The sequence below is a fragment of the Kitasatospora sp. NBC_01246 genome (assembly GCF_036226505.1).
Classification (GTDB): domain Bacteria; phylum Actinomycetota; class Actinomycetes; order Streptomycetales; family Streptomycetaceae; genus Kitasatospora.
In genome coordinates this window covers 873,309-896,338 of record NZ_CP108484.1, presented here as the reverse complement: position 1 = coordinate 896,338, position 23,030 = coordinate 873,309, and the positions used below count along the sequence as shown (strand labels likewise).

Here is a 23,030-nt window from a genome sequence, read left to right as displayed (position 1 = left end):
TCCCGCGACGAGGGAGAGTCTAAGCAAGCGCTTAGTCAGTGCGCCAGGGCGGGACCGGAGGTCCCGCCTCCGACCCGGTCCGGACGCTGCCGACCGGGTCGGCCTGCGGGCTGTTCGGGCGAGGCGCGCCGGTCGGACGGAGGTCGGCCGCTACCTTCTGGCGGGGGCGGGACGACCGGACGACGCGCACGGGAGAGCCATGACTTCGAAGCGGCCCGAGGGCGGGGTGGCGGTGGTACGGGTACGGGCCTGGCAGGTGCTCCGCAACCCCAAGGTCTGGATGGTCCCGACCGTCATCGTCGGCACGGTGGCCTTCCTGCTGTCGCTGCTCTACCTGGGCGGCATCATCAACCCCCGGGCGGACCTGCACCGGTTGCCGATCGGCCTGGTCAACGCCGACCAGGGGGCCGTCGTGGCGGGCCAGCCGCAGAACCTCGGCGCGCAGATCACGGCCGGCATCGCGGCCGCGCCGGACCCGCAGGGGCAGGTCTCCTGGCGGCTGCTCGACCAGGCCGCCGCCGACGACCAGCTGGCCTCGGGCAAGCTCGCGGGCGCGCTGGAGGTCCCGGCCGGCTTCACCGCCGCCGTGGCCGCGCTGGGCGCGCCCGCGCAGCCGATGCCGCCGCGGCCCACGCTGACGGTGCTGACCAACCCCGGGGTGGGCAGTCTCGCGTCCTCGCTGGCCTCCTCGATCACCCAGGCGGCCGCGCAACAGGCCTCGACGCAGCTCGGCAAGACCCTCACGGCGCAGGCGCAGGCGCAGGCCCAGCCGGCGGCCGGCGGGGGTGCGGCGATCAACGCGACGCTGCTCCAGCTGGCCGACCCGGCGGCCGTCGAGGTCAAGGTCGGCCACCCCATCGGCCCGCACAGCGGGCTGGGCCTGACGGCGTTCTACTACACGCTGCTCCTCGTGCTGGCCGGCTTCCTGGGCGCCAACGTGATCAGCAACGGTGTGGACGTTGCGCTCGGCTACGCGGCCAGCGAGCTGGGGCCGCTGCGGATGCAGCACCCGCTGGTGCCGATCAGCCGCACCCAGACGCTGACCGTCACCTGCGTGATGTCCGTCTGCCTCTCGGTGCTGACCTCCAGTCTGGTGATGCTGGCGACCGTGGTGGTGCTCGGGATGGACGCCTCGCACCTGCCGCTGCTCTGGGTCTTCTCGGTCTGCGCCAGCGCGGCGGTCGGGCTCGGCGCGCAGGCACTGATCGCCGCGTTCGGCGGGATCGGGCAGCTGATCAGCATGTTCGTCTTCATCGCCCTGTCGCTGCCGTCCTCCGGGGCGACCATCCCGCTCCAGGCGCTGCCGACCTTCTACCGGGGGCTGGCGGTGTTCGAGCCGATGCGCCAGCTCAGCGACGGCGTCCGGGCCATCCTCTACTTCGACGCGCAGGCCGACGCCGGGCTGGCGCGAGCCTGGGTGATGATCGCGATCGGCACGGTCGCGGCCCTGGTCTTCGGCTTCGCGATGACCACCTACTACGACCGCAAGGGCCTGCACCGGTTCCATCCCGAACCGAGCTGACCTGTCGGATGTCTCGCCGGGACTCATGTCCCAGTGGGACATTTCCGGGTGTACGGTGGACGACGTGAGCATCGAAGAGGCAGCGGGAGCGGCCCCCGAGGGCCGGCGCGAACGCAAGGCACGCCGAACCCGGGAGTCGCTGGCCGCCGCGGCCCTGCGGCTGGTCCTGGAGCGGGGCCTGGCCGCCGTCTCCGTGGAGGACGTCACCGACCTGGCCGACGTCTCCCGGCGCACCTTCAGCCGGTACTTCCCCTCCCGGGAGGACGCCGTACTGGACTGCCTGCGGGCCGACTTCGCCCGGATCAACGCGGCCCTGGCCGAGCGCCCCGCCGCCGAGACCCCGCTGACCGCGTACCGCGCGGCCCTGCGGGTCTGGCTGCGGGACGACCTCGACCCGGCCTGGCACCGGCGCCCCGGCGTCCGCGAGCTGTTCGGCCTGATCGCCGCGGAACCCGCGCTGACCGCCGCCTACCGGCGGATCTGCGTCGACGAGGAGGAGGCGTCCATCCGGATCGCCGCCGCCCGGCTCGGCCTGGACGCCGAGCACGACCTGCGCCCGGCCGTCGCCATCGGCCTCGGGGTCGCGGCCCTCCAGGCCGCCTCCCGCGCCTGGGTCCGGCACCCCGCGACCGGCGCGGCCCCCGACCTGCCCGACCTGCTGGAGCAGGCCTTCGAGCTGCTCACCGCCGAACCGCCACCCGACGGCACGGCGGTGTGAACGAGCGCGCCCACCCGGCGCGCACCGGTACGAAAGGAACGACCGCCATGACCGGCATCGACTACACCCAGGAGTTCACCGGCCGGACCGCGCTGGTCACCGGAGGCGCCTCCGGCATCGGCCTCGCGGTGGCCCGGCGACTGGCGGCCGGCGGCGCCGCCGTCGCGATCGCCGACTTCGACCCGGCGGGCGCCCGCGAGGCCGCCGCCGAGCTGTCGGCCGCCGGAGCCCGCGCCCTGGCCGTCGACGTGGACGTCACCGACCCGGAGTCGGTGCGCGCCGCCGTCCGGGCCACCGTCGACGGGCTCGGCGCCCTCCACCTGGCCGTCAACAACGCCGGCATCGCCGGGGCGGCCGCCCCCACCGGCGCCTACGAGCCCGAGGACTGGCGGCGGGTGCTGGCCACCAACCTGGACGGCGTCTTCTACTCGCTGCGCTACGAGATCCCCGCCATCCTCGCGGCCGGCGGCGGCGCCGTCGTCAACATGGCCTCGATCCTCGGGACCAACGGCTTCGCCGGCTCGCCCGCCTACGCCGCCGCGAAGCACGGCGTGGTCGGCCTCACCAAGACGGCCGCCCTGGAGTACGCCGCCCAGGGCGTGCGGATCAACGCCGTCGGCCCGGGCTTCATCGACACGCCGCTGCTGCGCGACGCCGACGCCGCCGCCCGCGACGCGCTGGTCGCGCTGCACCCGGCCGGCCGGCTCGGCCGCGCGGAGGAGGTCGCCGAGCTGACCGCCTTCCTGCTCTCCGACCGGGCCTCCTTCGTCCACGGCAGCTACCACCTGGTCGACGGCGCCTACGCGGCCCGCTGACCCGGCCGATTCCGGGGGGACACCGCACGCCGCGCGCACCGGACGCCCGTCCCGAACGCGCCCGCACCGAAGGAGAGTCACGACGATGAAGGCAGTCCAGTACCGCACGGCCGGCGCCGCCCCCGAGGTGGTCACCGTCCCCGATCCGGAGCCCGGCCCCGGGCAGGTCCTGCTGAAGGTCACCGCCGCGGGCGTGTGCCACTCCGACATCGCCGTGATGAGCCTGCCCGCCGAGCAGCTGTCCTTCCCGCTGCCGCTGACCCTCGGCCACGAGGGCGTCGGCACCGTCGCGGCGCTCGGCGCCGGAGTGACCGGCTTCACCGAGGGCGACCCGGTCGCCGTGTACGGGCCCTGGGGCTGCGGCAGCTGTGCCAAATGCGCGGAGGGCAAGGAGAACTACTGCCTGCGCGCCGCCGAGCTCGGCATCCGCCCACCGGGCCTGGGTGCCCCGGGCGCGATGGCGGAGTACATGATCGTCGACGACCCGCGGCACCTGGTACCGCTCGGCGGTCTCGACCCGGTGCGGGCCGTCCCGCTGACCGACGCCGGTCTGACGCCCTATCACGCGATCAAGCGCTCGCTGGGCAAGCTGGTGCCGGGCAGCACCGCCGTGGTGATCGGCACCGGCGGCCTCGGCCATGTCGCGATCCAGCTGCTGCGCGCGATGACGGCGGCCCGGGTGGTCGCCCTGGACGTGACCGAGGAGAAGCTGGCCCTGGCCCGGGCCGTGGGCGCGCACGAGGCGGTGCTCTCGGACGCCTCGGCACCGGCGGCGGTCCGCGCCCTCACCGGCGGCGTCGGCGCCCAGGTGGTGCTGGACTTCGTCGGCGCCCCGCCGACGGTGGCCTCGGCCGGCGCGATGGCGGCGGTGGAGGGCGACGTGACGATCGTCGGCCTCGGCGGCGGCTCCCTGCCGGTCGGCTTCGGCACCCTCCCGTACGAGGTGTCGGTGGCCTCCCCGTACTGGGGCACCCGACCCGAGCTGATCGAGGTGCTGGACCTCGCCCGGGCCGGCGCGGTCGAGGTGCACGTCGAGACCTACGGCATCGACGACGCCCCGCTGGCGTACGAGCGCCTGCACGCCGGGCTGATCAACGGCCGCGCGGTGATCCTGCCGAACGGCTGAGCGCGGGAGCGGCCCGGACCGCCCCGGCCCGTCCGGACCGTCCCGGACCGGCTCCGCGGCGGTCCGGGGGCCGCGCCGGGGTCAGCGGCCGGGCGGGGCGGCGGAGGCCGTGGGCGCGGCGGCGCCGCCGCAGGTGGCCGTGTCGATCAACGCCTGGAAGGTGCGGCCGGTCGCCTCGCTCAGCTCGTAGGGATTCAGCGAGATCGCCAGCTGCCGGCGCCCGGCGGCGTCGCCCATCACGATCGTGCCGTAGCCCGCGATCCCGCCGCTGAGCCCCCAGTAGTCGCCGCAGGCGGTCGGGTACCGCACCAGCCCGAGCCCGTAGCCGCCCCCGGTGTCCGTGGTGACCTGCTGCTTCATCTCGGCCAGCTCGGCCGGGCCCAGCAACCTGCCGCCGAGCAGCGCGGCATTGAAGCGGGTGAGGTCGGCGGTGGTCGAGATCCCGGCGCCCGCCGGCCCGAAGGCGGAGGGGTTCTGCAGGGTGATGTCGACCGGGCCGTCGGCCCGCGGGAGGTATCCGTGGGCGTGCGGCCCGGGGACGAAGGGCGAGGAGCCGGGCATCGACGTCCCGGACAGGCCCAGCGGGCGGATGACGCGGCGCTCGACCTCGTCCGCCCAGGAGCGCCCGGTCGTCCGCTGGACGATCATCCCGAGCAGCACGTAGTTGGTGTTGGAGTAGTGCCACGGGCCGGGCTCCGAGTACGGCGGGTGGGCGTTGGCGAGGTCGACGACGTCCTGCGGCCGGTAGGTGGTCCAGCGCCCGACCCGCAGCCAGCGGTCGGCCGCCTCGCCCTCGGTGCTGAACCGGGCGTCGTCCGTGAAGTTGTAGAGACCGCTGGTGTGGTTCAGCAGCCGGCGCACGGTGATCGCGCCGCCGTTCGGTACGACCCCGGGCAGGTACCGCTCGACCGGGGCGTCCAGGGCGATCCTCCCCTCCGCGACCAGCTGGAGCACCACGGTGGCGGCGAAGGTCTTGGTGACGCTGCCGATCCGAAACCGGGCGTCCTCGGGCACCGGCGCTCCGCTGCGCAGGTCGGCGACGCCCGCCGCGCCCCGCCACACCCGGCGGCCGTCCTCGCGCACCTCGGCCTGCACGGCGCTGGAGCCGCCCTCCGACACCACGGCCCGGATCGCCCGGTCCAGCGCGGCGGCGTCGGTCACGGGCCGCGCCGGGGCGGTTGCCACGACGCCACCGGACGTCGCCGCGAGGGCCGCCGGCGCCGCGGTGCCCAGGAGGCCGGCCGTCGCCAGGGCGGCGATCGCGGCTCCGGCGGCCGAGCGGCGGAGCCTTGACGGTGACGTGCTGACGGTCATGACGGTGTCCCTCCCGAGAAGCGCCGGATTCCCTTCCGGCTGATGCCAGCCTGGCCCCGGCCCGCCGGGGCGGGCGTCCGCCCGAGGTCGCGACGGCCTCCCCCGGGGGTGTCGTGCGGGCTCCGCCGGAAGGAGGAGGAGCCCGCCTATCGACCGGGGCCGTCCGTCCCGTCGACGCGGTTCGGCTCAGCGCGGTTCGACGAGCCCCAGCAGCCAGAAGTCGGCGCAGGGGCCGGCGCTGGTGACGGTCGGGTCCCCGGGCCGGCCGGTGCGGCCGGGGCCGGGCAGCTCCCTGGTCCGGGTGCGTGCCGCGGGGTACGCCGCAGGTGGGAGGCCGATGCCCTCCTGCGGGCGGATGGCGGCCGGGGCGGTGCGCCGTATCGTCGGCGGTATGAGCCGACCGCTGCACCTGGCCACCTACCTGATGGCCTACGACACCCGGGCCCAGGCCCTCCAGGACCGCACCCGGGCCGGGTTCCTGCTGCGCGCCGCCGCGCTGGCCGAGCTGGCCCACCGCGGTGACCTCGTCGAGGACGGCCGGGGCCGGGTGCTGGTGGCACCCGGCGTCGGCCCCGCCGGGGACCCGGTGCTGGACGCCGTCCTGGCCGAGGTGGCCGCACGGCGGCGCGGCTGGAAGTCGTGGATCAAACGCGGCCGCGAGGAGACGCTGGACGCCGTCGAGCAGCGGCTGGCCGTCCTCGGCGTGCTGACGGTCCGGGACCGTGACCCCTACGGCCCCGTCGTGCCGCGGCGGCCGGTGGCGATGCCCGACCCCCGGGAGGCGCTGGACCGGCAGCTCCGGGTGGCCGAACTGGTCCGTGGCGAGGAGCCGGTGGGCGAGGTGGCGTTCGCGGACGCGGTGCTGGCGGCGCTGGCCGCGCACGGGCAGGTGCGGCTGGTGCTGTCGCGCCAGGAGCAGCGGACGCACGCCGGGCGCATCGCGGCCCTCACCGCGCGGCTGGGGGAGCGGGCGCCCGGGCTGGCCAAGGCGGTCGACGGGCTGGGGACGACCATGGTGGCCGCGCAGGGCGGGATGGGCGGCGGCTGAGCACGGGGCGCCGGCCCGACAGGTGGGGGAGCGGCGGAGCAGGGCGCCGCGGAGCCGGTTCGTCGACGCAGCGAGTGGGCAGGAGTGCTGAAGCGCTTGCTTTGACGTCGGCGTCAATGTCTACCGTCGACATCGCGTACCGGCGCCGAACGGGCGGCGGAGACGCGTCCGGGGGGCCTGGCCGGGTGTCCGGCCATGACCACCCGTGGTTCGACGGCACCGGAGACCGCGTCACACCGCTGACGCGGCCGACCGGTGGCGATGCTTTGATTCGCCCCTGATACCACCCGAGGTCGCCTTCATGCCTTCCCTGCTGCACATCGACGCGAGCATTCGTCACGACGGCTCCGTGTCCCGCGAGTTGTCCGCCTACTTCGCCACCCAGTGGCGCGAGAACCACCCCGACGGCGGTTACGTCTACCGCGACCTGGGTGCCGAGCCCGTCCCGCACATCACGCACGCCGTCCGCGAGGCCCTGCTCGACCCGAGCGGCGAGCACGGCGAGACCCCGGAGGAGCGGGCGCTCAGCGAGGCGGTCACCGCCGAGGTGCGCGAGGCGACCACGCTGATCATCGGCGCCCCGATGTACAACTACACCATCCCGTCGACGCTCAAGGCGTGGGTGGACCGTCTCGTCACCCCGGCCCACATGGTGGCTCCCGGCGGCGACCCGGGCCTGCTCAGCGGCAAGTCCGTCGTGGTGGTCACCGCCCGGGGCGGCTCCTACGCCCCCGGCACCCCCCGTGAGGGCTGGGACTACCAGGAGCCGTACCTGCGCGCCGTCCTGGGCGCGATCGGCCTGGCGGACGACCTGACCTTCGTCCACGCCGAGCTGACGCTGGCCGCGATCGTGCCGCAGATGGCCGCGCTCAAGCCGCTGGCGGAGAAGTCCCGGGACACCGCGTTCGAGACGCTCAAGACGCTGGCCGCCTGAGGGTCCGTCACGCGGTAGTCCTGCCGGTGGGTCGCGGGGCCGCGGCCGGGTGGTTCCCGGCGGCGGCCCCGCTCACGTCTCACGTCGGCCGTGGCCCCGGCCGGGGCGATCAGCCGAGCCCGGCGGGCCGGGTGATCCCGGCCCGCTCGGCGACGTCCAGCGCCGGCTTCAGCAGGAGCGGACGGCGGTCCTCGTGCTCCGGACCGGCCGCCGCCAGCAGATCCGCCACCACCGCGGCGTCCACGGTGCGCGCCTCGGCGTGCCGGACGAACCGGGCGAGCGCATCGGTGAACGCCGCCGCGTCCGCGGGCCGGACGGCGGCGAGCTCGGCCGCCTCGTCGGCGAACTCCGCCTCCGAGCCCAACCACCCGGCGGCGCCGGACAGTCCGTCGTCGTCGAGCGACTCCGGGTACGGGATGCGGTGCCAGGCCCCGGCCTGCCACCAGTAGACGAAGCCGAACAGGTTCCCCTCGGCGTCCTCGCGCAGCGCCTCCCAGGGCAGCCACGACGGACCGCCGGCGAGGAAGTCGATCTGCCGGCCGTCGACGTGGGTCCGGCTGCCGTCGGAGTCCTGCCCGCAGAAGACGACGCCGCCGCCCTCGCACCGCGTGACGCGCCACCAGTAGGAGCCGCCCGTCGCGTCGCACCACACCCCGTGCTCGTCCAGCCAGTAGCCCTCGGGGTTGCCGTGGGCGGCCTCCAGGAGGGCGAAGGCGACGGCCCTCGCCCACACCCGGTCACCGTGGTCCAGATCCTCGGGCCGGCTCGGCCTGTGCATGATGCTGCTCCTCCTCAGGTGGGTCGAGCCCAGCCTGGCACACGCCGCCGACAACGCGAGGAGCGGGCTCGCGCTCCTGCCGGAGGCGCCGCGCGGCGAGGTCATGGTGCGGGAGACGTCTGCGGCACCGGCCGGTTCCGGTCCGGCGGCCGCACACGCCCCCGCCTGCCGGCGTCCGCGCGCGGAGGCCGGCAGGCGGTCACGCACCCTTCAGGAACGCCCCCGCCCTGCGCCACGAGTCCTCGGCGGACTCCTTGTCGTACGGCGGGTGGCCCGGGAAGAAGAAGGCGTGCTGCGCCTCGGGGTAGACGACCACCTCGTGCGGGACGCCCGCCGAGGCGAGACCCGCGACGACCTCCTCGCGCTCGGCGGCGCCGATCACATGGTCCCGGCCGGCGAAGAACAGCAGCATGCGCGTGCCCACCCGGGCGATGGCCGGGGTGTCCTCGGCGAGCGGGGCCGGGCGGCTCAGCGCCGTGCCCGAGGTCGTCAGCCAGCCGGGGAAGTAGGCCACCACGGCGTCCAGTTCGAGGCGGGTCGCCGCGAAGTACGCGATGTGCCCGCCGAGGCTGAAGCCGATCATGGCGGTACGCGTCGAAGCCCCCGCGTACTGCCGGGCGTGCGCGACGGCGGCCCGCAGATCCGCCTCCACCTCGTCCCGGGCGAACCCGTCGAGCAGCGCGAAGGCCCGGGTACGGTTCTCGGGGCTCTGCGCCATGCCGGCGGCCGTCCCCTCCTCGCCCGCGCGGTAGTAGAGGTCGGGCGCGACAGCGACGAAGCCGAGCGCGGCGACGTCCCGCACCGTCTTCCGGACGTCCTCCGTCACCCCCCACAGCTCGGCCCCGACGAGCACGACGGGGTGGTCCCCCGGCTCGGCGGGCCGTGCGAGGTAGGCCCCCATCGGCGGCGCCCCCGCGGCCGCCTCGATCCGGATCTGCTCAGCAACGATCTCGTACGCCATCGTCCGTCCTTCGCTCCACATCGCACCGGCGCGTCCTGAACTCCACGCGGGCTCTCCCCTGTTGACGATCATGGGTGAGTTTGCCGGAGAGGCATGCTAGCCCAGTCGATCGCCTCGCGAACGCAGCGGTCCGGCTCGACCGGCGCCGACCGGCAGCGGTCAGCGCGTGCGACGCAGGAAGGTCCCGCCGTCGATGATCCAGAGGCTGGGCGACACCGCGCCGCACCTGACGACCTCGGAACCCCCCGGGGCGCCGGTCCGCTGCCAGCCGACCCGGCGCTGGTGCTGCTCGTCGGTCGGGTAGAAGGTGAGGCCGGCCTCGGGGTGCAGGCCCTCCTCGAACAGGTACGGCTCGCCCCCGTAGGGGGTGACCACGGTCTGCGCGATGGGCCCGGTCACGGTGATGGCGCCGTCCCCGGCGACGGTCAGGCAGTCGACGTCGAGCTCGGCCCGGGTGGTGCCGGTCCTCTCGAACACGTGCTGGACCACCACGTGACCCCGGGGCCGGCCGTCGACCGTACGGGCGTCGACCCACGCGGTGAGCCGCTCGCCCGGGTTGGGGCCCGGGCCGTGTTCGTTGAGCAGGGTCCAGCTGTGCAGCACGAGCTGCTGGGCCGGTGCGGGAGTGGCCGGCGCGGCCGCGGCGGTCCCGGCCGACCCGGCCGCGAGGGCCGCGGCCGCGGTGGTGAGCGCGATGGCACTGCTGAGCGTTCGCATGGTCAATCCCCAATCGGGAGAGCGGAGTCGGGCCGTTCCCGACTGCCTCCAACCTCCCAGCCCACCCCCCGTCACACCTCCGCCGCAAGAAGGTACCGACTCCCCCCACCGGGGGAGCCGCTGCTCCTCCCCGGCTCACCGCGTGGCGTGGCGCATCGGAGCGAGCCGCAGGAGGCCCGCACTACCGGAGTGGACCACCGGGTTCGCGAAAAGGCCACGGCCGACGGCCGGTGAAACCCATGGCGAAACGGCCCGTGGCGCTGAATTGCGGTGCCCGCTCCGAGGGGTGTCGCGTAGATTCTGCGGATGCGCAGATTCGCGGAGGCCGAGGACCTGTCGGACGTGGTGCGTCAGGCGCTGGGGGCGGGGTGCCGGATCGTAGGGGTGGACCGCTTGCGCGGGGGGAGCAAGAAGGGCGTGTACCGGGTCCGGCTCGACGGGAGCGGGACGGAGAGCGTGATCGTCTACCGATGGTCGGACGGTGAGAACTTCTGGCCCGGCGCCGCCGAGGACGATGCGACGGACCCGTTCGCGCCGGCCTCCGGGCTGGTGCCGTTCCTGGCCGCTCGGCGCCGGCTGGACGAGGTCGGGGCGCGTGTACCCCACCTGCTGTTGGCGGATGACACCAGGCAGCGGTACGCGGCGGACGTCGCCCTAGTCGAGGACGTCTCCGGCGGCACACTGGAAGCGCTCTTCGAGACCGATCCCGGTCGCGCCGAGGGCGTCCTGGACGACCTGGCCCGCACGCTCGACCTGATGCAGCGACACCGCGCGCCCCACTACGGCCGGGTGGACGTGCTGGAGCTGGGTGGCGTCGCCCTCGGAAGCTCCTGCGAGCAGCTGGTGTTCGACCGGGCCCTGCGGAACCTCGGGGAGGCGGCGGGCCGCGACCCGAGGATCGGTGCGGTGCACGGCCGGCTGGACGACCGTCTGCGGGAGCTGGCGGCCCTGGTGGCCCCGCGCGCCGAGTACGGACTGATCCACGGGGAACTGGGCCCGGACCACGTCCTGGTGAGCGCCGAAGGCCGTGCCGTCCTCATCGACATCGAGGGCCTGATGCACTTCGACGCCGAGTGGGAGCACGTCTTCCTCCGCCTGCGCTTCCACGAGCGCTACGCGGCCCTCGCCCGACCCGGCCTCGACCCACGGCGCCTGGACCTCTACCTGCTGGCCATGCGCCTCTCCCTGGTGGCCGGCCCCCTGCGACTGCTCGACGGCGACTTCCCCGACCGGGAGTTCATGCAGGGCATCGCCGAACACAACCTCCGGGAGGCGCTGGCCCTGCTCCCGTAGGGGCCGCAGCCCCGCCGCGTCACGGCCGGGGCCGGGCGGCGGCCGGGGGTGGGGCGGTGGGGCCGGTGCGGGGGAGGCGGGTGGCGGTGGCGAGGCCGATGAGGGCGGCGAGGGCGAGGGTGGCCATCGCGGCGGCGTAGGCGTTCTTGGTGAGGTTCGCGATCAGGATGGTGCCGGCGATGGCGGTGCCGAAGGAGGAGCCGAGGTTGGAGACGCTCCGGGACAGGCCGGAGATCTCGCCCTGTTGGTCCTCCGGGAAGGCGGACTGGACCACGTTCACGGAGGGGGTGAGCATGACGCCGAGGCCCAGGCCGATCAGCAGCAGGCCGGGGGCGAACGCCCAGGCGCTGGGGCTGCCGGCGACCAGGGCGAGCAGGACGGCGATGCCGCAGACGGCGAGGGCGAACCCGGTGATGATGAGGGTCCGCTGCGCGAAGCGCTCGGCGAGGCGTTCGGCGGCGAGCGAGGTGGCGAGCACCCCGACGGTGGCGGCGGTGAAGATGACGCCGGTTTCGATGGCGTCGTAGCCGCGGACCACCTGGAGGTAGGTGGCGACGGTGAACGAGGTTCCCATGAGCAGCAGCCACTGGGCGTTCTGCGTGACGAGGCCGAGGTTCGAGGTGCGGTCGCGGAAGAGCGCGGTCGACAGCAGCGGTTCCACGCCGGCGCGTTCCTCGCTGCGGATCCAGTGCAGGAACCAGGCCAGGACGAGGGCTCCGGCGGCGATCAGGCCGCCGGCGAGCCACAGGTTGTTGTCGGCGGCCAGGATGCCCATGACGATCAGGACCAGCCCGCCCGCGGACAGCACGGCGCCCCGGACATCGAAGTGGCGGTCGGGGTCGGGGGGCAGCGGGTCGACGAGGGTGCGGCTCAGCAGGATGATCAGCGCGATCACCACGGCCTGGAAGACGAACGCCGCGCGCCAGCTGATCGCGGAGGTGATCAGGCCGCCGATCAGCGGGCCCGCTGCCGCCCCGACGCCGCCGGCGGCCATGATGACCCCGAACGCGCGGGCTCGGGAGGTCAGGTCGGGGTACAGCAGGGTGGTCAGGATGTAGACCGGGGGGATGAGCAGGGCCGTGCCGACGCCTTCGAGGACGGAGTTGCCGAGGATCAGCACGCCCAGCCCCGGGGACACCGCGCTGAGGATCGCGCCGACCCCGTAGACGGCGAGGCCGGCGAGAAAGCAGCGCTTGCGGCCGAACCGGTCGGTCGCCTTGCCGCCCGGGATCATCAGGGCGGCCATGACGAGCAGGAACACGGTGATCGCGACCTGCACGCCCTGGACGGTGGTGTTCAGGTCGCGGCTGATGTCGTTGATCATCACGTTCATGTTGGAGCCGGCGAAGCTGCAGATGAACTGCGCCAGCGCGAGCGGCGCCAGCATGCGGGACCCGGCGCCCGGCCGGGCCGGACGGCGCTGTTCGCCGGCTGCGGGATCCTCGGTCACGATCGGCCTCTTCTCACGGCGGGAGGATCAGGCGCCCGGCTGCTGTTCGGCGCGGTCGAGCTCCTTGTCGAGGGCGATGGCCGCTGCCACCAGCGCGAGATGGGTGAACGCCTGCGGGAAGTTGCCGAGTTGCTCGCCGGACGGGCCGATCTCCTCGGCGAACAGGCCGACGTGGTTGGCGTAGGTGAGCATCTTGTCGAAGGCGTAGCGGGCCTGGTGGACGCGGCCGGAGCGGGCGAGGGCCTCGACGTACAGGAAGCTGCACAGGCTGAAGGTGCCCTCCGACCCCTGGAGGCCGTCGGGCGAGGCCGCCGGGTCGTAGCGGTAGACCAGGCTGTCGCTGACGAGTTCGTCGGTCATCGCGTCCAGCGTGCTGAGCCAGTCCGGGTCGGTGGGCGACAGGAATCCGACGCGGGGCATGAGGAGCAGGGAGGCGTCGAGCACCTCGCTGTCGTAGTGCTGGACGAAGGCCCGGCGGTTGTCGCTCCAGCCGCGCTCGATGATCTGCCGGAAGACCGTGTCGCGGGCTTCGCGCCAGCGGGCGAGGTCGGCGGGGCGGGAGTGCGTGGTGGCCAGTCGGATCGCCCGGTCGAAGGCGACCCAGGTCATCAGCCGACTGTAGGTGAAGTTCTTCTGTCCGCCGCGGGTCTCCCAGATGCCCTCGTCCGGGCGGTCCCAGTGGTCGCACAGCCAGTCGATCAGATCGGCGAACACCTGCCAGCCGCGGATGCCGCCGATGTCCTCGCTCTGGGCCAGGGCGTAGGCCGCCTCGCCGTAGATGTCGAGCTGGATCTGGTCGGCCGCGGCGTTGCCGGCCCGCACGGGGGCGGAGCGCCGGTAGCCCTCCAGGTGGTCGAGGGCCTCCTCGGTCAGGTGGGGCTCCCCGTCGACGCGGTACATGATCTGCAGCGGCTCGCCGGAGGCGGTGCCGCCGGCCTCCAGCCGCTCGCGCATCCACCGCCGGAAGGCGTCGGCCTCGTCGGTGAAGCCGAGGTCGATCAGCGCGCGCACCGACAGTGACGCGTCCCGGACCCAGGTGTAGCGGTAGTCCCAGTTGCGCTCGCTGCCGATCTGCTCGGGCAGGCCCATGGTGGGCGCCGCGATCGGGGCACCCGTCGGCGCGTAGGTGAGCAGCTTGAGGGTGATCGCGGAGCGGACGACCATCTCGTGCCAGCGGCCCTTGTAACGGCAGGAGCGCAGCCAGCCGAGCCAGAAGTCCCGGCAGGCGTCGAACGCCGCGGTCACCTCCTCGACGGTCGGCGGTGGCCCGCCGGGGTGCCCGCCACGGGTGCCCGGCGCGCCGGTCTCGCTGGTGAGGACGACCGCGGCGCTCTCGCCCGCGTGCAGGGTGAAACGCGCGGAGACGTCGTGGCCGTCGGCGTGGAGCGTGATCTGCTCGGTCGCCTGGACGTGCAGGTCGTCGTCGGGACCGTGGAAGACGGCGCTTCCGTCGTCGAGGCGGTCGAGGGTGTGCGAGGCGCGGCCGTAGTCGAAGCGGGGTCGGCAGATCAGCTCGAACGGGAGGCTGCCGCGGACCACTCGGGCGACCCGGATCAGCCGGTGCCGTGCGGCCGGCTCGTCGGAGGTGATGGGTTCCATGAAGTCGATGACCTCGCCGACGCCCTGCTCGGCCAGGAACCGGGTGATGAGGATCGGCGTGTCCGGCAGGTAGAGCTGGCGCACCGTGGCGTCTTCTCCGAGGTCGGCGGCGAGGCGGCAGTGGCCGCCGCGGTCGCTGTCGAGCAGCGACGCGAACAGGCTGGGCGAGTCGAACCGGGGCGTGCACCACCAGTCCACGGTCCCGTCGGAGGCGATCAGCGCCGCGGTCTGCAGGTCTCCCACCAAGCCGTGGTTCGCGATCGGGGGGTAGTCGTTCATGGGCCACTCCTGCCGGGGAGACGGCGTTCTCGGGACGTCGAGCCGGCGGACACTGCCGGCCCGGCGGCCTGCCTTGGTCAGGGCCGTTCCTCCATGCTGACCGCCGCCTCCCGGTCACCGCATCCCGGACCGGGCGGCCCCTCGGACGTCGGGGTCCGCTCCCGTCCCCCGGTCAGTGGGTGGCCTGGACGGCGATGCCGACGAGCTGGAGGATCGCCTGCCCCCAGGCCGTGGTGGCGATCAGGACACCGAACACGACGGCGGTGAAGACGGTGAAGCCCTCGTCGACGCGGCTGCGGGAATGGGTGGGGCGCCGGAGCCGGACGAAGATGATGATCGCGAGGAACGCCGTCGCACTGATCGTGTACTGCACTGCCCACTCCGACCTGGGTTGACCCTGCGTGAGACACCGGTCACCCGGAGTCCGATGATGTCGGGCCGAGCATGGCAGAGCGGCTCGGCCGGGCGGGTGGATTCCGGGAAATCCATCGCACTCGAACGATCGCCCCGGGTGGACAGGGCTGCGCCATACGGGTGGGGCGCCGGGGCGCAGGGGTGGCTGTGGGGCAAGCAGCCGTGATCCCGCCCGCAGCCGTCGGGGTCTGCGGTCAATGCCCTGGCCATGACCGCCGGCATCGGTTCGGGCCCGGTGGGGCCGGCGCCGGCCCGCGCCGGCCCCACCGGGCCTTACGAAGGATCAGGCATCGCCCTTGCTCTGCCAGGTCGCCCGCTGGCGCAGCGAGATCCGGTTCCCGTCGGGATCCACGGCCTCGATCCGGATCCCGTACCCGTAGTCCTCCGGTTCGGGCTGGTCGAAGGTCACACCGCGCTCGCGGAGCACCTTGAAGTCCGCCCGCAGGTCGTCCGATTCGAGGAAGACCGGACCGGGCGTCGTGCCCGGCCGCAGCGCGGCCGGCTGCCCCGAGGCTGCGGCGTGCGGCCAGAGGATGATCTCCAACGGGCCGCCGGAGACACCTACGGTGAGGAAGCGCCCGTCAGGACCGGGGTAGTCGACGCGCTTCTCCAGGCCGAGCTGCTCCGTGTAGAACCTCAGCGCGCGGTCCTGGTCGGTGACATAGAGCGTTACGTACATGATGTTCGTCAGCACCGTGTGGTCCTTCCATCGGTCGGTCAGGCGGTCCGCCTCACTTCATCGACGGACCTCGCCGAAGGAACGTGACCGATGGACGGAGAAATCTTGACGGCCTGAGCGGGCCGGGCATCCGCGACGGCCCGGAGCGGGCCCCGCCGGTGGGGCGGGTCAGGGCATCGGGACGGCTTCCAGGCAGGGGTGGGCAGTGCCGTAGCCGGTGGGCAGGACGAGGACTTCGGCGGTCGAGCCGTTGATCTGGAAGCGGAATCCGCCGGTGGTGTCCTCGTAGACGGGTTCGTGGGCCGGCCCGAGGCGGTCGGTGCGGTGCACGATGACGGTGCGTGTCGTGCCGTTCGGGCCGCGGACGGCGATGGCGTAGCGCGTGGCGTCCCTCACGGCGCACTGCCTCGCTGGTCGAAGCTGTCGTGCTGGTCGGCGAGGCCGGCGAGGCCGGGGCGTTCGGCGACGGCCGGGAGCCGGCGTGCGGCTCCGGCGCGGATCCGTGCGGGGGCGGGCGCGGTGAGCCGGCGGACCGCGCCGCGGGCGCGGCCGGTGGCCGGGGCGGGGGTGGTCATGGCAGGTGCTTCCCCTCGAGGATGGAGCCGGGGGGCTCGGCCGGGGTGTCATTGAGGAGGCCGGTGGTGCGGACGGGTTTGGTGTGGAGGCCGGTTTTGGCGTCGGCGGGGCGGGTGCCGCCGGGCGGTGTGGCCCCGTCGGGGTGGCCGTCGAGGGTGAACAGGGCGGTGGTCTCGGTGAGGGCCAGGAGCCGCTCCAGGCGGGGGCCCGGGTCGGTGATCGTGAGGCGGCGTTTGGCGCGCAGGGCGGTCAGGCGCAGGCGCAGGAGCATGTTGAGGCCGTAGCTGTCGCAGAACGTGACGGCGGAGGTGTCGAGGTCGAGGCCGGTGCCGCTCTGGTGGAGCAGTTGTTCCAGGGTCTCGCGCAGGCCGTCCGCGCTGTCCATGTCGATCTCCCCGGCCACCTGGACCAGGGTGCGGTGTGCTCCGGCGGTGACCGTGAGGTCCGGGCCGCCGGTCAGGCGCCGCGGTACGGACGGCGGCTGCACGGCGGAGCACCCTGCGGCGCCGGTAGCGGACGGATCTTCGGTCATGGCCGGGTCCTTGGGGAGGGAAGGGGCGGGCTGAGACCCTTCCAGCGTGGCCCGCAGCCACATTCACGTCAAGAGATACCCGAAATTCGATTCATGTGTAGCGAAATCTGAATCTTTCGTCTTACGGTAGAGGGCATGGCACTCGAGGAACCCACGGCGAGAACAAGCTGGACGTTCGTGACCAACCACGCCCGCGTGCTGGCCGCGATCGCCCGCGACCCCGGCATCCGGCTGCGGGACATCGCCGTGGAGGTCCAGCTGACCGAGCGCGCCGTCCAGGCGATCGTGACCGACCTCGACCAGGGCGGCTACCTCACCCGCGACCGCGCCGGGCGGCGCACCCACTACAGCATCGCCTCCGGCACCCTGCTCAGACACCCCGCCGAGGCCGGGCTCAGCATCAGCGCACTGCTCGACCTGCTCGCCCCCAACCGCAAGGACCGCGACCACGACGCCCCCACCGGCGACGGCGGTGCCCGCCGGGTGAACGGCACGTCGGCCAGCCGGCCCCACCCCTGACCGCGCCACGCTTCGTCCACGGGATCGGGTGGTCGCCACCCGGCCCGAACGGGGGCCGCGCGCCTCGGCCCGCGAGCCCCGGTACCTCACGCTGCTCAACGCCTCGTCTCGTACCTGGTCATGACCACGCCGCCGGGGAACGTCCGCGTCTCCACCAGGTTCAGGTCCACCCAGCTGTCCAGCGCGGTGAAGAACGGTGTCCCGCCGCCCACCAGGACCGGATAGGTGGCGATCGCGTACTCGTCGATCAGCCCGGCGCGCATGGCCGCCCCGGCGAGCGTCGCGCCGCCGATGGTCATCGGGCCGCCGTCCTCGGCCTTGAGCCGGGTGATCTCGGCGATCGCGTCGCCGGTGACCAGGCGGGTGTTCCAGTCGACCTCCTCGGCCGTCATCGTCGAGGAGAACACCACCTTCGGTGTGTCCCGCCAGTTCCGCGCGAACGCGATCTCCCCCGGGGTGGCATCGGGCTGCTCGTCGCCGGTCGGCCAGTAGGAGCTCATCGTCTCCCACAGCTTGCGCCCGTACAGGGTCAGGCCACTCGCCCGCTCCTGGTCGAGCCACCACTGGAACAGCTCGTCGCTCGGCGGTCCGCTCCAGCCGATGTCGTCCCCGGCGGCGGTGACGTAGCCGTCCAGGGTCAGGTTCATGCCGTAGATCAGCTTCCGCATGGCCAGCCTTCCGTCGTGGGTGTCCGGCGTGGAGACCAGCGTGACGCGGGAAGCTCACCGGTGCGCGGTCCGACCCGCCGGTGTGGGCCGAGTCCGATCCAGCGTGGCCGGAGTCGCTCGGGCGGGCAGAGGTAGAACAGTTCGGGGTCCGCCTCGTCGAGGCCGTGGACCAGGCCGGCCGGGTGCCAGCCGAGCTGTTGCAACAGCAGCTGCATGGGATGGTTCGAGACGTTCGTCGAGGTGAACGGCTTCGGGGTGGAGCAGCTTGCTTCGACGGCCTGGAGAAGGCGGGCGCCGACGCCCCGTCGGCGTGCGCCCGGCGAGACCGTCACCATGGTCACGAAGCCCTGTTCGAAGAACGTGTACTCCAGAACGCCGTAGCCCAGGATGCCTGACGGATCTTCGGCCACGCTGACGGATCCCTGGTCCAACCACCGACGAATGCTCCGGGCCCGCACTTCGTCGCCGGCGGCCGCGATCGCGTCGATGGCGACGAGGGCCGGCAAGTCCGTGGCGTCCGCGGCTCGCACCCGGATCCGGCTGGACATCTCGATGTTCACGCGGACCATCCAGGCAGTGCGACGAGGCCCCGGCGGCCGAGGATCGCCGGGACCTGGTGCTGGGTGAGGGGCGGCCGGTGTCCTGGACCCGGACGGCGAACCTAGCGGAACTCCTCCGCGTGCTCCTCCGCCCAGGTGCGGAACGTGCGCGCGGGAACTCCGGTGATCTCTTCCACGGTGGAGGTGATCACGTTCGATGCGGGCCGGGTCTCGGCGCTGGCCAACAGCGCCTCGACGAGTGCGGGTGGCCTGCCGTCAGCGAGCATCTGCCGTCGCGCGACCTCTACGGGGACTTCCTCGAACGCCACCGGGCGACCGATGGCCTCCCCGATCGCACGGACCTGTTCGGCCCTGCTCAGTACCTGCGGACCCGTCAGGACAAGCCTCGCGCCCACGTGCCCGTCACCGGTCAGGACAGGAACCGCCACAGCCGCGATGTCGCCCTCGTGGATCACCGCGGTAGCGGCGATACCGGGACCGCGAACGGTGCGCGTGGCGCGGACCTGCTCGCCCCACCCCCGCGCGTTGGACGCGATGGTGTTCGACCGCAGGAAAGTCCACTCCAGGCCGGATTCCTCGATCATGCGCTCCATGTCGGCGTGGAGCTGGTTGATCGGATCGGTCTGCCGCTCGGCCGCCTCGTTGACGCCCGACGACGAGAGATAGACGATGCGCCCGGTACGTCGTGCAAGCGCCTCCAGTACGGCGGGCGCGCCCTCGGTCGTCAGGAAGGGCCAGACCAGGAACACTGCGCTGGTCCCCTCCAGCGCCACATCGAGCGTGGCCGGCGCGGACAGGTCCCCGCTGACGACCTTCACTCCCTCCGGCAGCCCCGCCGTTTCGGGATCACGCGCCAGCGCCCGCACCCCGGCGCCCGCGGCCAGGAGCCGAGCAACGACGTGTCGGCCGACGTTGCCGGTCGCGCCCGTCACAAGAATCTCACTCATGATCAGCCCAGCCTCGGCCCTGCTCGGACTATTCCGTCTGCCGGGCCCCGGCGCTCGGGACTCTCCTCGCCGCTGTACGTCTTCCTCGCTTCAGCCGCAGTGCTTGGAGCTGTAGCCGGATGCCCCTTGACCTGCGAACTCGTTGTACATCAGCCCGCCGACGAAGTCGATGCAGGCCCCCTTGGCGTACGTGTAGACCGGGCCCGCGTAGCTGGAGTAGTTGCTCCCGGCGCCGTCCTGGATCCAGTCGCTCGTTCCGGAGCGTCGTATCGCGACCCGGATGTCGTGGTGACCGGTGACGGTCCCGTCCTTCCCGCGGGCGATCGCACAGTTGATCCCGTTTCCGCTGTTGTAGTAGATGTCGATGAAGCCGACCACCACGCTCGTTTGGGCGTTGTCCGTGATGTCCCAGCTCTGCTTGAAGTCGTACGCGCTCCCGCACTTGTTGACCCGGGGGTAGGCGTGGGCCGCGCCGGCGGAGAGGCCGACGAAGCCTCCGGCGAGGACCGTGGCCGCGAGTACCGTCGCGAGGTGCTTCTTGAGCATGGCGAGCTCCTTCGAGTGCGGTGGGTGTCCAGGGCCGGGACGGGACTGCCGGGGGACCGTCTCCGTGCCGGAAGCCCCGGGGTGTCCCGTCGCGGGCCTCGACACGTTGTCCGATGGCCTGGTGAAGCCCACAGTGCAGGCATGTCCGATTGTCCATCCACCGGACTCGGCTGCGGCCCAGGTGACCAGCGGACAACCCGGGTTGGCCGCGGACACGGCACGGCTCGGCACAAGGTAGGCCGTCCACCCAGGGCATCGTCGTCCCCGGCCGCTGAAGTACCGCGCGCACCCGACCGGGACGGCCCCGGGGCCGTCCCGGATCCGGTCCCTCCCGTCGCGCGGCAGGGCTCCCGTGTGGCCGGCCCCGGACGTTCGCAGCGAAAGCCACTGGTACCGGCGCAGCGGCTTGGACAAGCTGGGGCCCATGGACTGGACGCCTCTGCTCTCCACACTGACCGGTGCCGTCATCGGCATCGCCGCCACGCTGATCGCCGACCGCAACCGGTGGCGGCGGGAGGAGGCCAGGCATGCGCTGGACGTGCGGCGCGAGGTCTACACGGAGTACGTCTCCGCGCTCAAGGCCGCGGGTGAGGAGATCCGGGCCGTCGCCCTGGGCGACCACATGTCAGATTCGGCCCGCGACGCGGCGGTGCGGGAGGCGGTGCGGCGCACCGGCATCTACACGGCGAGCGAACGCCTGTGGCTCGTGGGCCCGTCGCCGGTCGTGGAGGCCGGGAACGAGGCGTTCCACTGCCTGCGGGCGATCCGCGACGCCTACGCCCGGGGAGCGGCGGTCGGCTCGGCCGACGACGCGCCCCTGATAGCGCGGCGACGCGAGGCCATGGCGCGGATGCGTCGCCTCATGCGTGAGGACCTGGGCGTCGGACCCCTCGGAATCGAGTGACATCGAGTGAGGTGGCAGAGCCCCGCGGGCCGACCCGGGCCGGCCCGTACCGACCTGCGAGTGCCACCGGTCAGTGGCGCCAGGCCCGGCGTTCTGCGGCGCGGGGGTCGGCTTCGTCGCCCGCGAGGTCTACCGCGCACTGACCAGCACTCCAACCTCACGAATCACCCAACCCGATCTTGCTCCTGCGGCTTGACGTCTATAGGAGCATCCGGAGGAGCGGGGGGACGGCACCGCCCGAGTCCGGCCCGAGAGGCCTGGTAGCGCTCAGCGCTCAACCAGCGCCGTTCGACGGGGTAATTCGATGGCGCCGAGCGCGTCCACCGTCGACTCTGGTCACCGTGTCAGAACCCAAGCACCAGATCCGCGCCAGCTACACGGACACGACAGTGACGGTCTACCAGGCGTACGCGCCGGAGATCGGCCTGCCCGCCGCACTGGACGGTCGCTTTCCCGCAGCCTGGCGGCGGGACCGGATGACGTGGATCAAGCCTTCGTTCCTCTGGATGATGTATCGCTGCGGATGGGCGGGCAAGGAGGGCCAGGAGACCGTGCTGGCGGTCGAGATCACCCGCGAGGGCTTCGAATGGGCCCTGGAGAACGCCTGCCTGGCCCACTACCAACCCGGACTGCATCCCGACCGCGGCGACTGGAAGCGCCGGCTGAAGCGAGCCCCGGCCCGGGTGCAGTGGGACCCCGAACGCGATCTGCACCTGCGGCCGCTCGCTCACCGGTCCCTGCAACTCGGCCTCACGGGCGAGGCCGCTGAGCGCTACGCGGAGGAGTGGATCGTTTCGATCCGCGACGTCACCGCGCTCGCGCAGGCGATCCACGCCCACGTGAGGGACGGAGCACTGGACGCCGCCCGGCAGTTGCTCCCCGCGGAACGCCCCTACCCGGCGGGCGACGTGCTCACGGCCCATCTGCGCGACTGAGCCGACCCGACCACCCGGGCCGCAGGCTGCTCGCCCCGGCGCGGCGTCTACCGTCGGCGAGGTGTCCCGGCCTGCCGACCGGATCCACCGATGGCAGTGGCGCCCCTCGGCCAGAGGGCGGATTCAAGCCGCCGACGCCGGGGCCGGTCGGTCCGCTCGGACAGGTGGAGGGCTGAGCGCGGCGATGTTCCAGGCGTCGTCCTCGCCCCAGTGGTGGCGGCCTTCCAGGGGGAGCCCGGCGGATCTCCAGGGCCTGCGCGATGCCGGGTCGGCTGCGCAGGCCGTACGCCTCGGTGAGGCGGCTTTGGCGTTGGTGTGGTGCCGGCCGAAGGGGTAGGGGGTCCGGGTGGCCCGGCACTGCCGGGTGAACCGGTGGCGGTCGTCGTCACCCCGGCCGGCCCACGGGTGGCGTCCTGTGGGGTGTTCGGCCGCCGGCGTTCGGCGCGCCTCGGCGAATCCGACCCCCGCGTGGAGCCCGCACTGGGTGAGGCCGGTGAGCTCCGTGCGGAACTCGCTGATCGTGGACCGGGTGGGCCGCACCAGGATCCGGGCGAAGCGCTCCCCGGCGGGTTCCGAGCCGGTGAACGGACCACTGCGGCGAGCCGCCCCGCACGCGAACATTTCCGTCCGGTAGGTCTTGACGCCCTTCCGCAATCGGCGTTTCATGTTGTTCATAAGTGTTTGAACCTGTTGAAACATGATGGAGCACACCCCGCTCTCCTTCCGGTACCGAACACGGCACCGCCCCCACCCGCATCGCCCCCACAGCGCCGCCGGTCCGAAACGCCGCTCGGCGACGGAATCCGCCACCCGGAAGAAGACAGCACGGCTTCCGCAGGCGCGTCACACCCGGAGAGAGCCATGTTCGCATCCGTCTTCGCCCCGCCATCGGAGTCCGCCCCGGTGCCGGCGGCGTCCTGCACCGCCCGGGGCGCGGGTCAGGTCGCCGCCTGGAGCGGGCGCAGCAGCAGCCCCTGGTGCGTCACCGTCCCGGTGACCTTCCCCGACGGCCGGGCCGGCACCCAGACCTTCGTCGAGTGGGCCGACAGCAGCGGCCAGGCGCGGGAGGCGGCTCTCCTCAGGGCCGACACCCCGGACGCCCTGCGGCGCCGTCGCAACGCCGTGATCCTCCCGGTCGGCCGGGTGACCGTGGAACCCTGGCAGCGTCCGGCCTGGTGGTGACACCGCAGCCTGGT

At 73.2% G+C, this 23,030-nt stretch carries 26 protein-coding genes and 1 pseudogene; 11 read left to right on the top strand and 16 right to left on the bottom strand.

Features of this window, described 5'->3' with window-relative positions; all coding sequences use genetic code 11:
- The first annotated feature begins 199 nt into the window (after window positions 1-199).
- The 4 genes from OG618_RS04120 (at window position 200) to OG618_RS04105 (ending at window position 4,181) form a co-directional block, all read left to right on the top strand.
- Complete coding sequence (locus OG618_RS04120) at window positions 200-1,522, top strand: YhgE/Pip domain-containing protein (protein ID WP_329485778.1); 1,323 nt, start codon at window positions 200-202, stop codon at window positions 1,520-1,522.
- Window positions 1,523-1,586: 64 nt separating this feature from the next.
- Complete coding sequence (locus OG618_RS04115; protein ID WP_329485777.1) at window positions 1,587-2,240, top strand: TetR family transcriptional regulator; 654 nt, start codon at window positions 1,587-1,589, stop codon at window positions 2,238-2,240.
- Between the two features lie 47 nt (window positions 2,241-2,287).
- The gene (locus OG618_RS04110; protein ID WP_329485776.1) at window positions 2,288-3,055 is read left to right on the top strand and encodes an SDR family NAD(P)-dependent oxidoreductase; all 768 of its coding nucleotides are present in this window, start codon (window positions 2,288-2,290) and stop codon (window positions 3,053-3,055) included.
- An 85-nt stretch (window positions 3,056-3,140) separates the two neighbouring features.
- A complete protein-coding gene (locus OG618_RS04105) occupies window positions 3,141-4,181 on the top strand; it encodes an NAD(P)-dependent alcohol dehydrogenase (RefSeq protein WP_329485775.1) in 1,041 nt (346 codons plus the stop codon).
- 81 nt (window positions 4,182-4,262) lie between these two features.
- Here OG618_RS04105 and OG618_RS04100 read toward each other — a convergent pair whose 3' ends face one another.
- On the bottom strand, window positions 4,263-5,495 hold the full coding sequence (locus tag OG618_RS04100; RefSeq protein ID WP_329485774.1) for a serine hydrolase domain-containing protein: 1,233 nt from the start codon (window positions 5,493-5,495) through the stop codon (window positions 4,263-4,265).
- Window positions 5,496-5,886: 391 nt separating this feature from the next.
- Here OG618_RS04100 and OG618_RS04095 point away from each other — a divergent pair, with 391 nt between their 5' ends.
- Both OG618_RS04095 and OG618_RS04090 read left to right on the top strand, forming a co-directional pair.
- Complete coding sequence (locus OG618_RS04095; protein ID WP_329485773.1) at window positions 5,887-6,543, top strand: GPP34 family phosphoprotein; 657 nt, start codon at window positions 5,887-5,889, stop codon at window positions 6,541-6,543.
- Window positions 6,544-6,844: 301 nt separating this feature from the next.
- Window positions 6,845-7,477 carry an FMN-dependent NADH-azoreductase gene (locus OG618_RS04090; RefSeq protein ID WP_329485772.1) on the top strand — a complete coding sequence of 211 codons (633 nt, stop codon included), beginning with the start codon at window positions 6,845-6,847 and terminating at the stop codon, window positions 7,475-7,477.
- Between the two features lie 109 nt (window positions 7,478-7,586).
- On the opposite strand, the gene OG618_RS04085 is transcribed toward OG618_RS04090, so the two are convergent.
- The 3 genes from OG618_RS04085 to OG618_RS04075 form a co-directional block, all read right to left on the bottom strand.
- Window positions 7,587-8,255 carry a hypothetical protein gene (locus OG618_RS04085; RefSeq protein WP_329485771.1) on the bottom strand — a complete coding sequence of 223 codons (669 nt, stop codon included), beginning with the start codon at window positions 8,253-8,255 and terminating at the stop codon, window positions 7,587-7,589.
- Window positions 8,256-8,454: 199 nt separating this feature from the next.
- The gene (locus tag OG618_RS04080) at window positions 8,455-9,216 is read right to left on the bottom strand and encodes a dienelactone hydrolase family protein (protein WP_329485770.1); all 762 of its coding nucleotides are present in this window, start codon (window positions 9,214-9,216) and stop codon (window positions 8,455-8,457) included.
- 159 nt (window positions 9,217-9,375) lie between these two features.
- Window positions 9,376-9,933, bottom strand: coding sequence for a hypothetical protein (locus OG618_RS04075; RefSeq protein ID WP_329485769.1), 558 nt, complete (start codon window positions 9,931-9,933; stop codon window positions 9,376-9,378).
- A gap of 306 nt (window positions 9,934-10,239) precedes the next feature.
- Between OG618_RS04075 and OG618_RS04070 the strand changes: the two genes are divergently transcribed.
- A complete protein-coding gene (locus OG618_RS04070) occupies window positions 10,240-11,226 on the top strand; it encodes a phosphotransferase (RefSeq protein WP_329485768.1) in 987 nt (328 codons plus the stop codon).
- A 19-nt stretch (window positions 11,227-11,245) separates the two neighbouring features.
- Here OG618_RS04070 and OG618_RS04065 read toward each other — a convergent pair whose 3' ends face one another.
- The 7 genes from OG618_RS04065 to OG618_RS04035 form a co-directional block, all read right to left on the bottom strand.
- Window positions 11,246-12,613: an MFS transporter gene (locus OG618_RS04065; protein ID WP_442906926.1), complete on the bottom strand. Its 1,368-nt coding sequence runs from the start codon at window positions 12,611-12,613 to the stop codon at window positions 11,246-11,248.
- A 90-nt stretch (window positions 12,614-12,703) separates the two neighbouring features.
- Window positions 12,704-14,635, bottom strand: coding sequence for a glycoside hydrolase family 15 protein (locus tag OG618_RS04060; RefSeq protein ID WP_329492000.1), 1,932 nt, complete (start codon window positions 14,633-14,635; stop codon window positions 12,704-12,706).
- A gap of 91 nt (window positions 14,636-14,726) precedes the next feature.
- Complete coding sequence (locus OG618_RS04055) at window positions 14,727-14,927, bottom strand: hypothetical protein (RefSeq protein ID WP_329485767.1); 201 nt, start codon at window positions 14,925-14,927, stop codon at window positions 14,727-14,729.
- A 324-nt stretch (window positions 14,928-15,251) separates the two neighbouring features.
- Window positions 15,252-15,662: a VOC family protein gene (locus OG618_RS04050; protein WP_329485766.1), complete on the bottom strand. Its 411-nt coding sequence runs from the start codon at window positions 15,660-15,662 to the stop codon at window positions 15,252-15,254.
- Between the two features lie 153 nt (window positions 15,663-15,815).
- Window positions 15,816-16,043 carry a DUF6296 family protein gene (locus tag OG618_RS04045; RefSeq protein WP_329485765.1) on the bottom strand — a complete coding sequence of 76 codons (228 nt, stop codon included), beginning with the start codon at window positions 16,041-16,043 and terminating at the stop codon, window positions 15,816-15,818.
- Window positions 16,040-16,222 carry a hypothetical protein gene (locus tag OG618_RS04040; protein ID WP_329485764.1) on the bottom strand — a complete coding sequence of 61 codons (183 nt, stop codon included), beginning with the start codon at window positions 16,220-16,222 and terminating at the stop codon, window positions 16,040-16,042. The genes OG618_RS04045 and OG618_RS04040 overlap by 4 nt, the downstream gene beginning before the upstream one ends.
- Window positions 16,219-16,755 (bottom strand): STAS domain-containing protein, encoded by a 537-nt coding sequence (locus OG618_RS04035; RefSeq protein WP_329485763.1) that lies wholly within the window; start codon window positions 16,753-16,755, stop codon window positions 16,219-16,221. The genes OG618_RS04040 and OG618_RS04035 overlap by 4 nt, the downstream gene beginning before the upstream one ends.
- Before the next feature lie 135 nt (window positions 16,756-16,890).
- On the opposite strand from OG618_RS04035, the gene OG618_RS04030 reads away from it, so the two are divergent.
- Entirely contained in the window at window positions 16,891-17,274 is a 384-nt protein-coding gene (locus OG618_RS04030; RefSeq protein WP_329485762.1) for a helix-turn-helix domain-containing protein, read from the top strand.
- A gap of 95 nt (window positions 17,275-17,369) precedes the next feature.
- Here OG618_RS04030 and OG618_RS04025 read toward each other — a convergent pair whose 3' ends face one another.
- From OG618_RS04025 to OG618_RS04010, 4 genes are all read right to left on the bottom strand, one after another.
- Window positions 17,370-17,942 carry a dihydrofolate reductase family protein gene (locus OG618_RS04025; RefSeq protein WP_329485761.1) on the bottom strand — a complete coding sequence of 191 codons (573 nt, stop codon included), beginning with the start codon at window positions 17,940-17,942 and terminating at the stop codon, window positions 17,370-17,372.
- On the bottom strand, window positions 17,930-18,502 hold the full coding sequence (locus OG618_RS04020) for a GNAT family N-acetyltransferase (protein ID WP_329485760.1): 573 nt from the start codon (window positions 18,500-18,502) through the stop codon (window positions 17,930-17,932). The genes OG618_RS04025 and OG618_RS04020 overlap by 13 nt, the downstream gene beginning before the upstream one ends.
- A gap of 101 nt (window positions 18,503-18,603) precedes the next feature.
- Window positions 18,604-19,449, bottom strand: coding sequence for an NAD(P)H-binding protein (locus OG618_RS04015; protein ID WP_329485759.1), 846 nt, complete (start codon window positions 19,447-19,449; stop codon window positions 18,604-18,606).
- Window positions 19,450-19,539: 90 nt separating this feature from the next.
- Complete coding sequence (locus OG618_RS04010) at window positions 19,540-19,995, bottom strand: hypothetical protein (protein ID WP_329485757.1); 456 nt, start codon at window positions 19,993-19,995, stop codon at window positions 19,540-19,542.
- Window positions 19,996-20,419: 424 nt separating this feature from the next.
- Here OG618_RS04010 and OG618_RS04005 point away from each other — a divergent pair, with 424 nt between their 5' ends.
- Both OG618_RS04005 and OG618_RS04000 read left to right on the top strand, forming a co-directional pair.
- Window positions 20,420-20,899 carry a hypothetical protein gene (locus OG618_RS04005; protein ID WP_329485756.1) on the top strand — a complete coding sequence of 160 codons (480 nt, stop codon included), beginning with the start codon at window positions 20,420-20,422 and terminating at the stop codon, window positions 20,897-20,899.
- Window positions 20,900-21,240: 341 nt separating this feature from the next.
- The gene (locus tag OG618_RS04000) at window positions 21,241-21,834 is read left to right on the top strand and encodes a DUF4291 domain-containing protein (protein WP_329485755.1); all 594 of its coding nucleotides are present in this window, start codon (window positions 21,241-21,243) and stop codon (window positions 21,832-21,834) included.
- A 174-nt stretch (window positions 21,835-22,008) separates the two neighbouring features.
- Here the strand turns inward: OG618_RS04000 and OG618_RS03995 are convergent.
- Window positions 22,009-22,455: pseudogene (locus tag OG618_RS03995) on the bottom strand (hypothetical protein); the annotation flags it as partial.
- Window positions 22,456-22,695: 240 nt separating this feature from the next.
- Between OG618_RS03995 and OG618_RS03990 the strand changes: the two are divergent.
- Window positions 22,696-23,016, top strand: coding sequence for a hypothetical protein (locus OG618_RS03990; RefSeq protein WP_329485754.1), 321 nt, complete (start codon window positions 22,696-22,698; stop codon window positions 23,014-23,016).
- The last annotated feature ends 14 nt before the right edge of the window (window positions 23,017-23,030 follow it).

Coding starts and splice junctions, on each gene's coding strand:
- OG618_RS04120 (WP_329485778.1), top strand. CDS start 200: ATGACTTCGAAGCGGCCCGAGGGCGGGGTGGCGGTGGTACGGGTACGG.
- OG618_RS04110 (WP_329485776.1), top strand. CDS start 2,288: ATGACCGGCATCGACTACACCCAGGAGTTCACCGGCCGGACCGCGCTG.
- OG618_RS04105 (WP_329485775.1), top strand. CDS start 3,141: ATGAAGGCAGTCCAGTACCGCACGGCCGGCGCCGCCCCCGAGGTGGTC.
- OG618_RS04100 (WP_329485774.1), bottom strand. CDS start 5,495: ATGACCGTCAGCACGTCACCGTCAAGGCTCCGCCGCTCGGCCGCCGGA.
- OG618_RS04095 (WP_329485773.1), top strand. CDS start 5,887: ATGAGCCGACCGCTGCACCTGGCCACCTACCTGATGGCCTACGACACC.
- OG618_RS04090 (WP_329485772.1), top strand. CDS start 6,845: ATGCCTTCCCTGCTGCACATCGACGCGAGCATTCGTCACGACGGCTCC.
- OG618_RS04085 (WP_329485771.1), bottom strand. CDS start 8,255: ATGCACAGGCCGAGCCGGCCCGAGGATCTGGACCACGGTGACCGGGTG.
- OG618_RS04080 (WP_329485770.1), bottom strand. CDS start 9,216: ATGGCGTACGAGATCGTTGCTGAGCAGATCCGGATCGAGGCGGCCGCG.
- OG618_RS04075 (WP_329485769.1), bottom strand. CDS start 9,933: ATGCGAACGCTCAGCAGTGCCATCGCGCTCACCACCGCGGCCGCGGCC.
- OG618_RS04070 (WP_329485768.1), top strand. CDS start 10,240: ATGCGCAGATTCGCGGAGGCCGAGGACCTGTCGGACGTGGTGCGTCAG.
- OG618_RS04065 (WP_442906926.1), bottom strand. CDS start 12,613: ATGCTGGCGCCGCTCGCGCTGGCGCAGTTCATCTGCAGCTTCGCCGGC.
- OG618_RS04040 (WP_329485764.1), bottom strand. CDS start 16,222: ATGACCACCCCCGCCCCGGCCACCGGCCGCGCCCGCGGCGCGGTCCGC.
- OG618_RS04035 (WP_329485763.1), bottom strand. CDS start 16,755: ATGACCGAAGATCCGTCCGCTACCGGCGCCGCAGGGTGCTCCGCCGTG.
- OG618_RS04030 (WP_329485762.1), top strand. CDS start 16,891: ATGGCACTCGAGGAACCCACGGCGAGAACAAGCTGGACGTTCGTGACC.
- OG618_RS04025 (WP_329485761.1), bottom strand. CDS start 17,942: ATGCGGAAGCTGATCTACGGCATGAACCTGACCCTGGACGGCTACGTC.
- OG618_RS04015 (WP_329485759.1), bottom strand. CDS start 19,449: ATGAGTGAGATTCTTGTGACGGGCGCGACCGGCAACGTCGGCCGACAC.
- OG618_RS04010 (WP_329485757.1), bottom strand. CDS start 19,995: ATGCTCAAGAAGCACCTCGCGACGGTACTCGCGGCCACGGTCCTCGCC.
- OG618_RS04005 (WP_329485756.1), top strand. CDS start 20,420: ATGGACTGGACGCCTCTGCTCTCCACACTGACCGGTGCCGTCATCGGC.
- OG618_RS03990 (WP_329485754.1), top strand. CDS start 22,696: ATGTTCGCATCCGTCTTCGCCCCGCCATCGGAGTCCGCCCCGGTGCCG.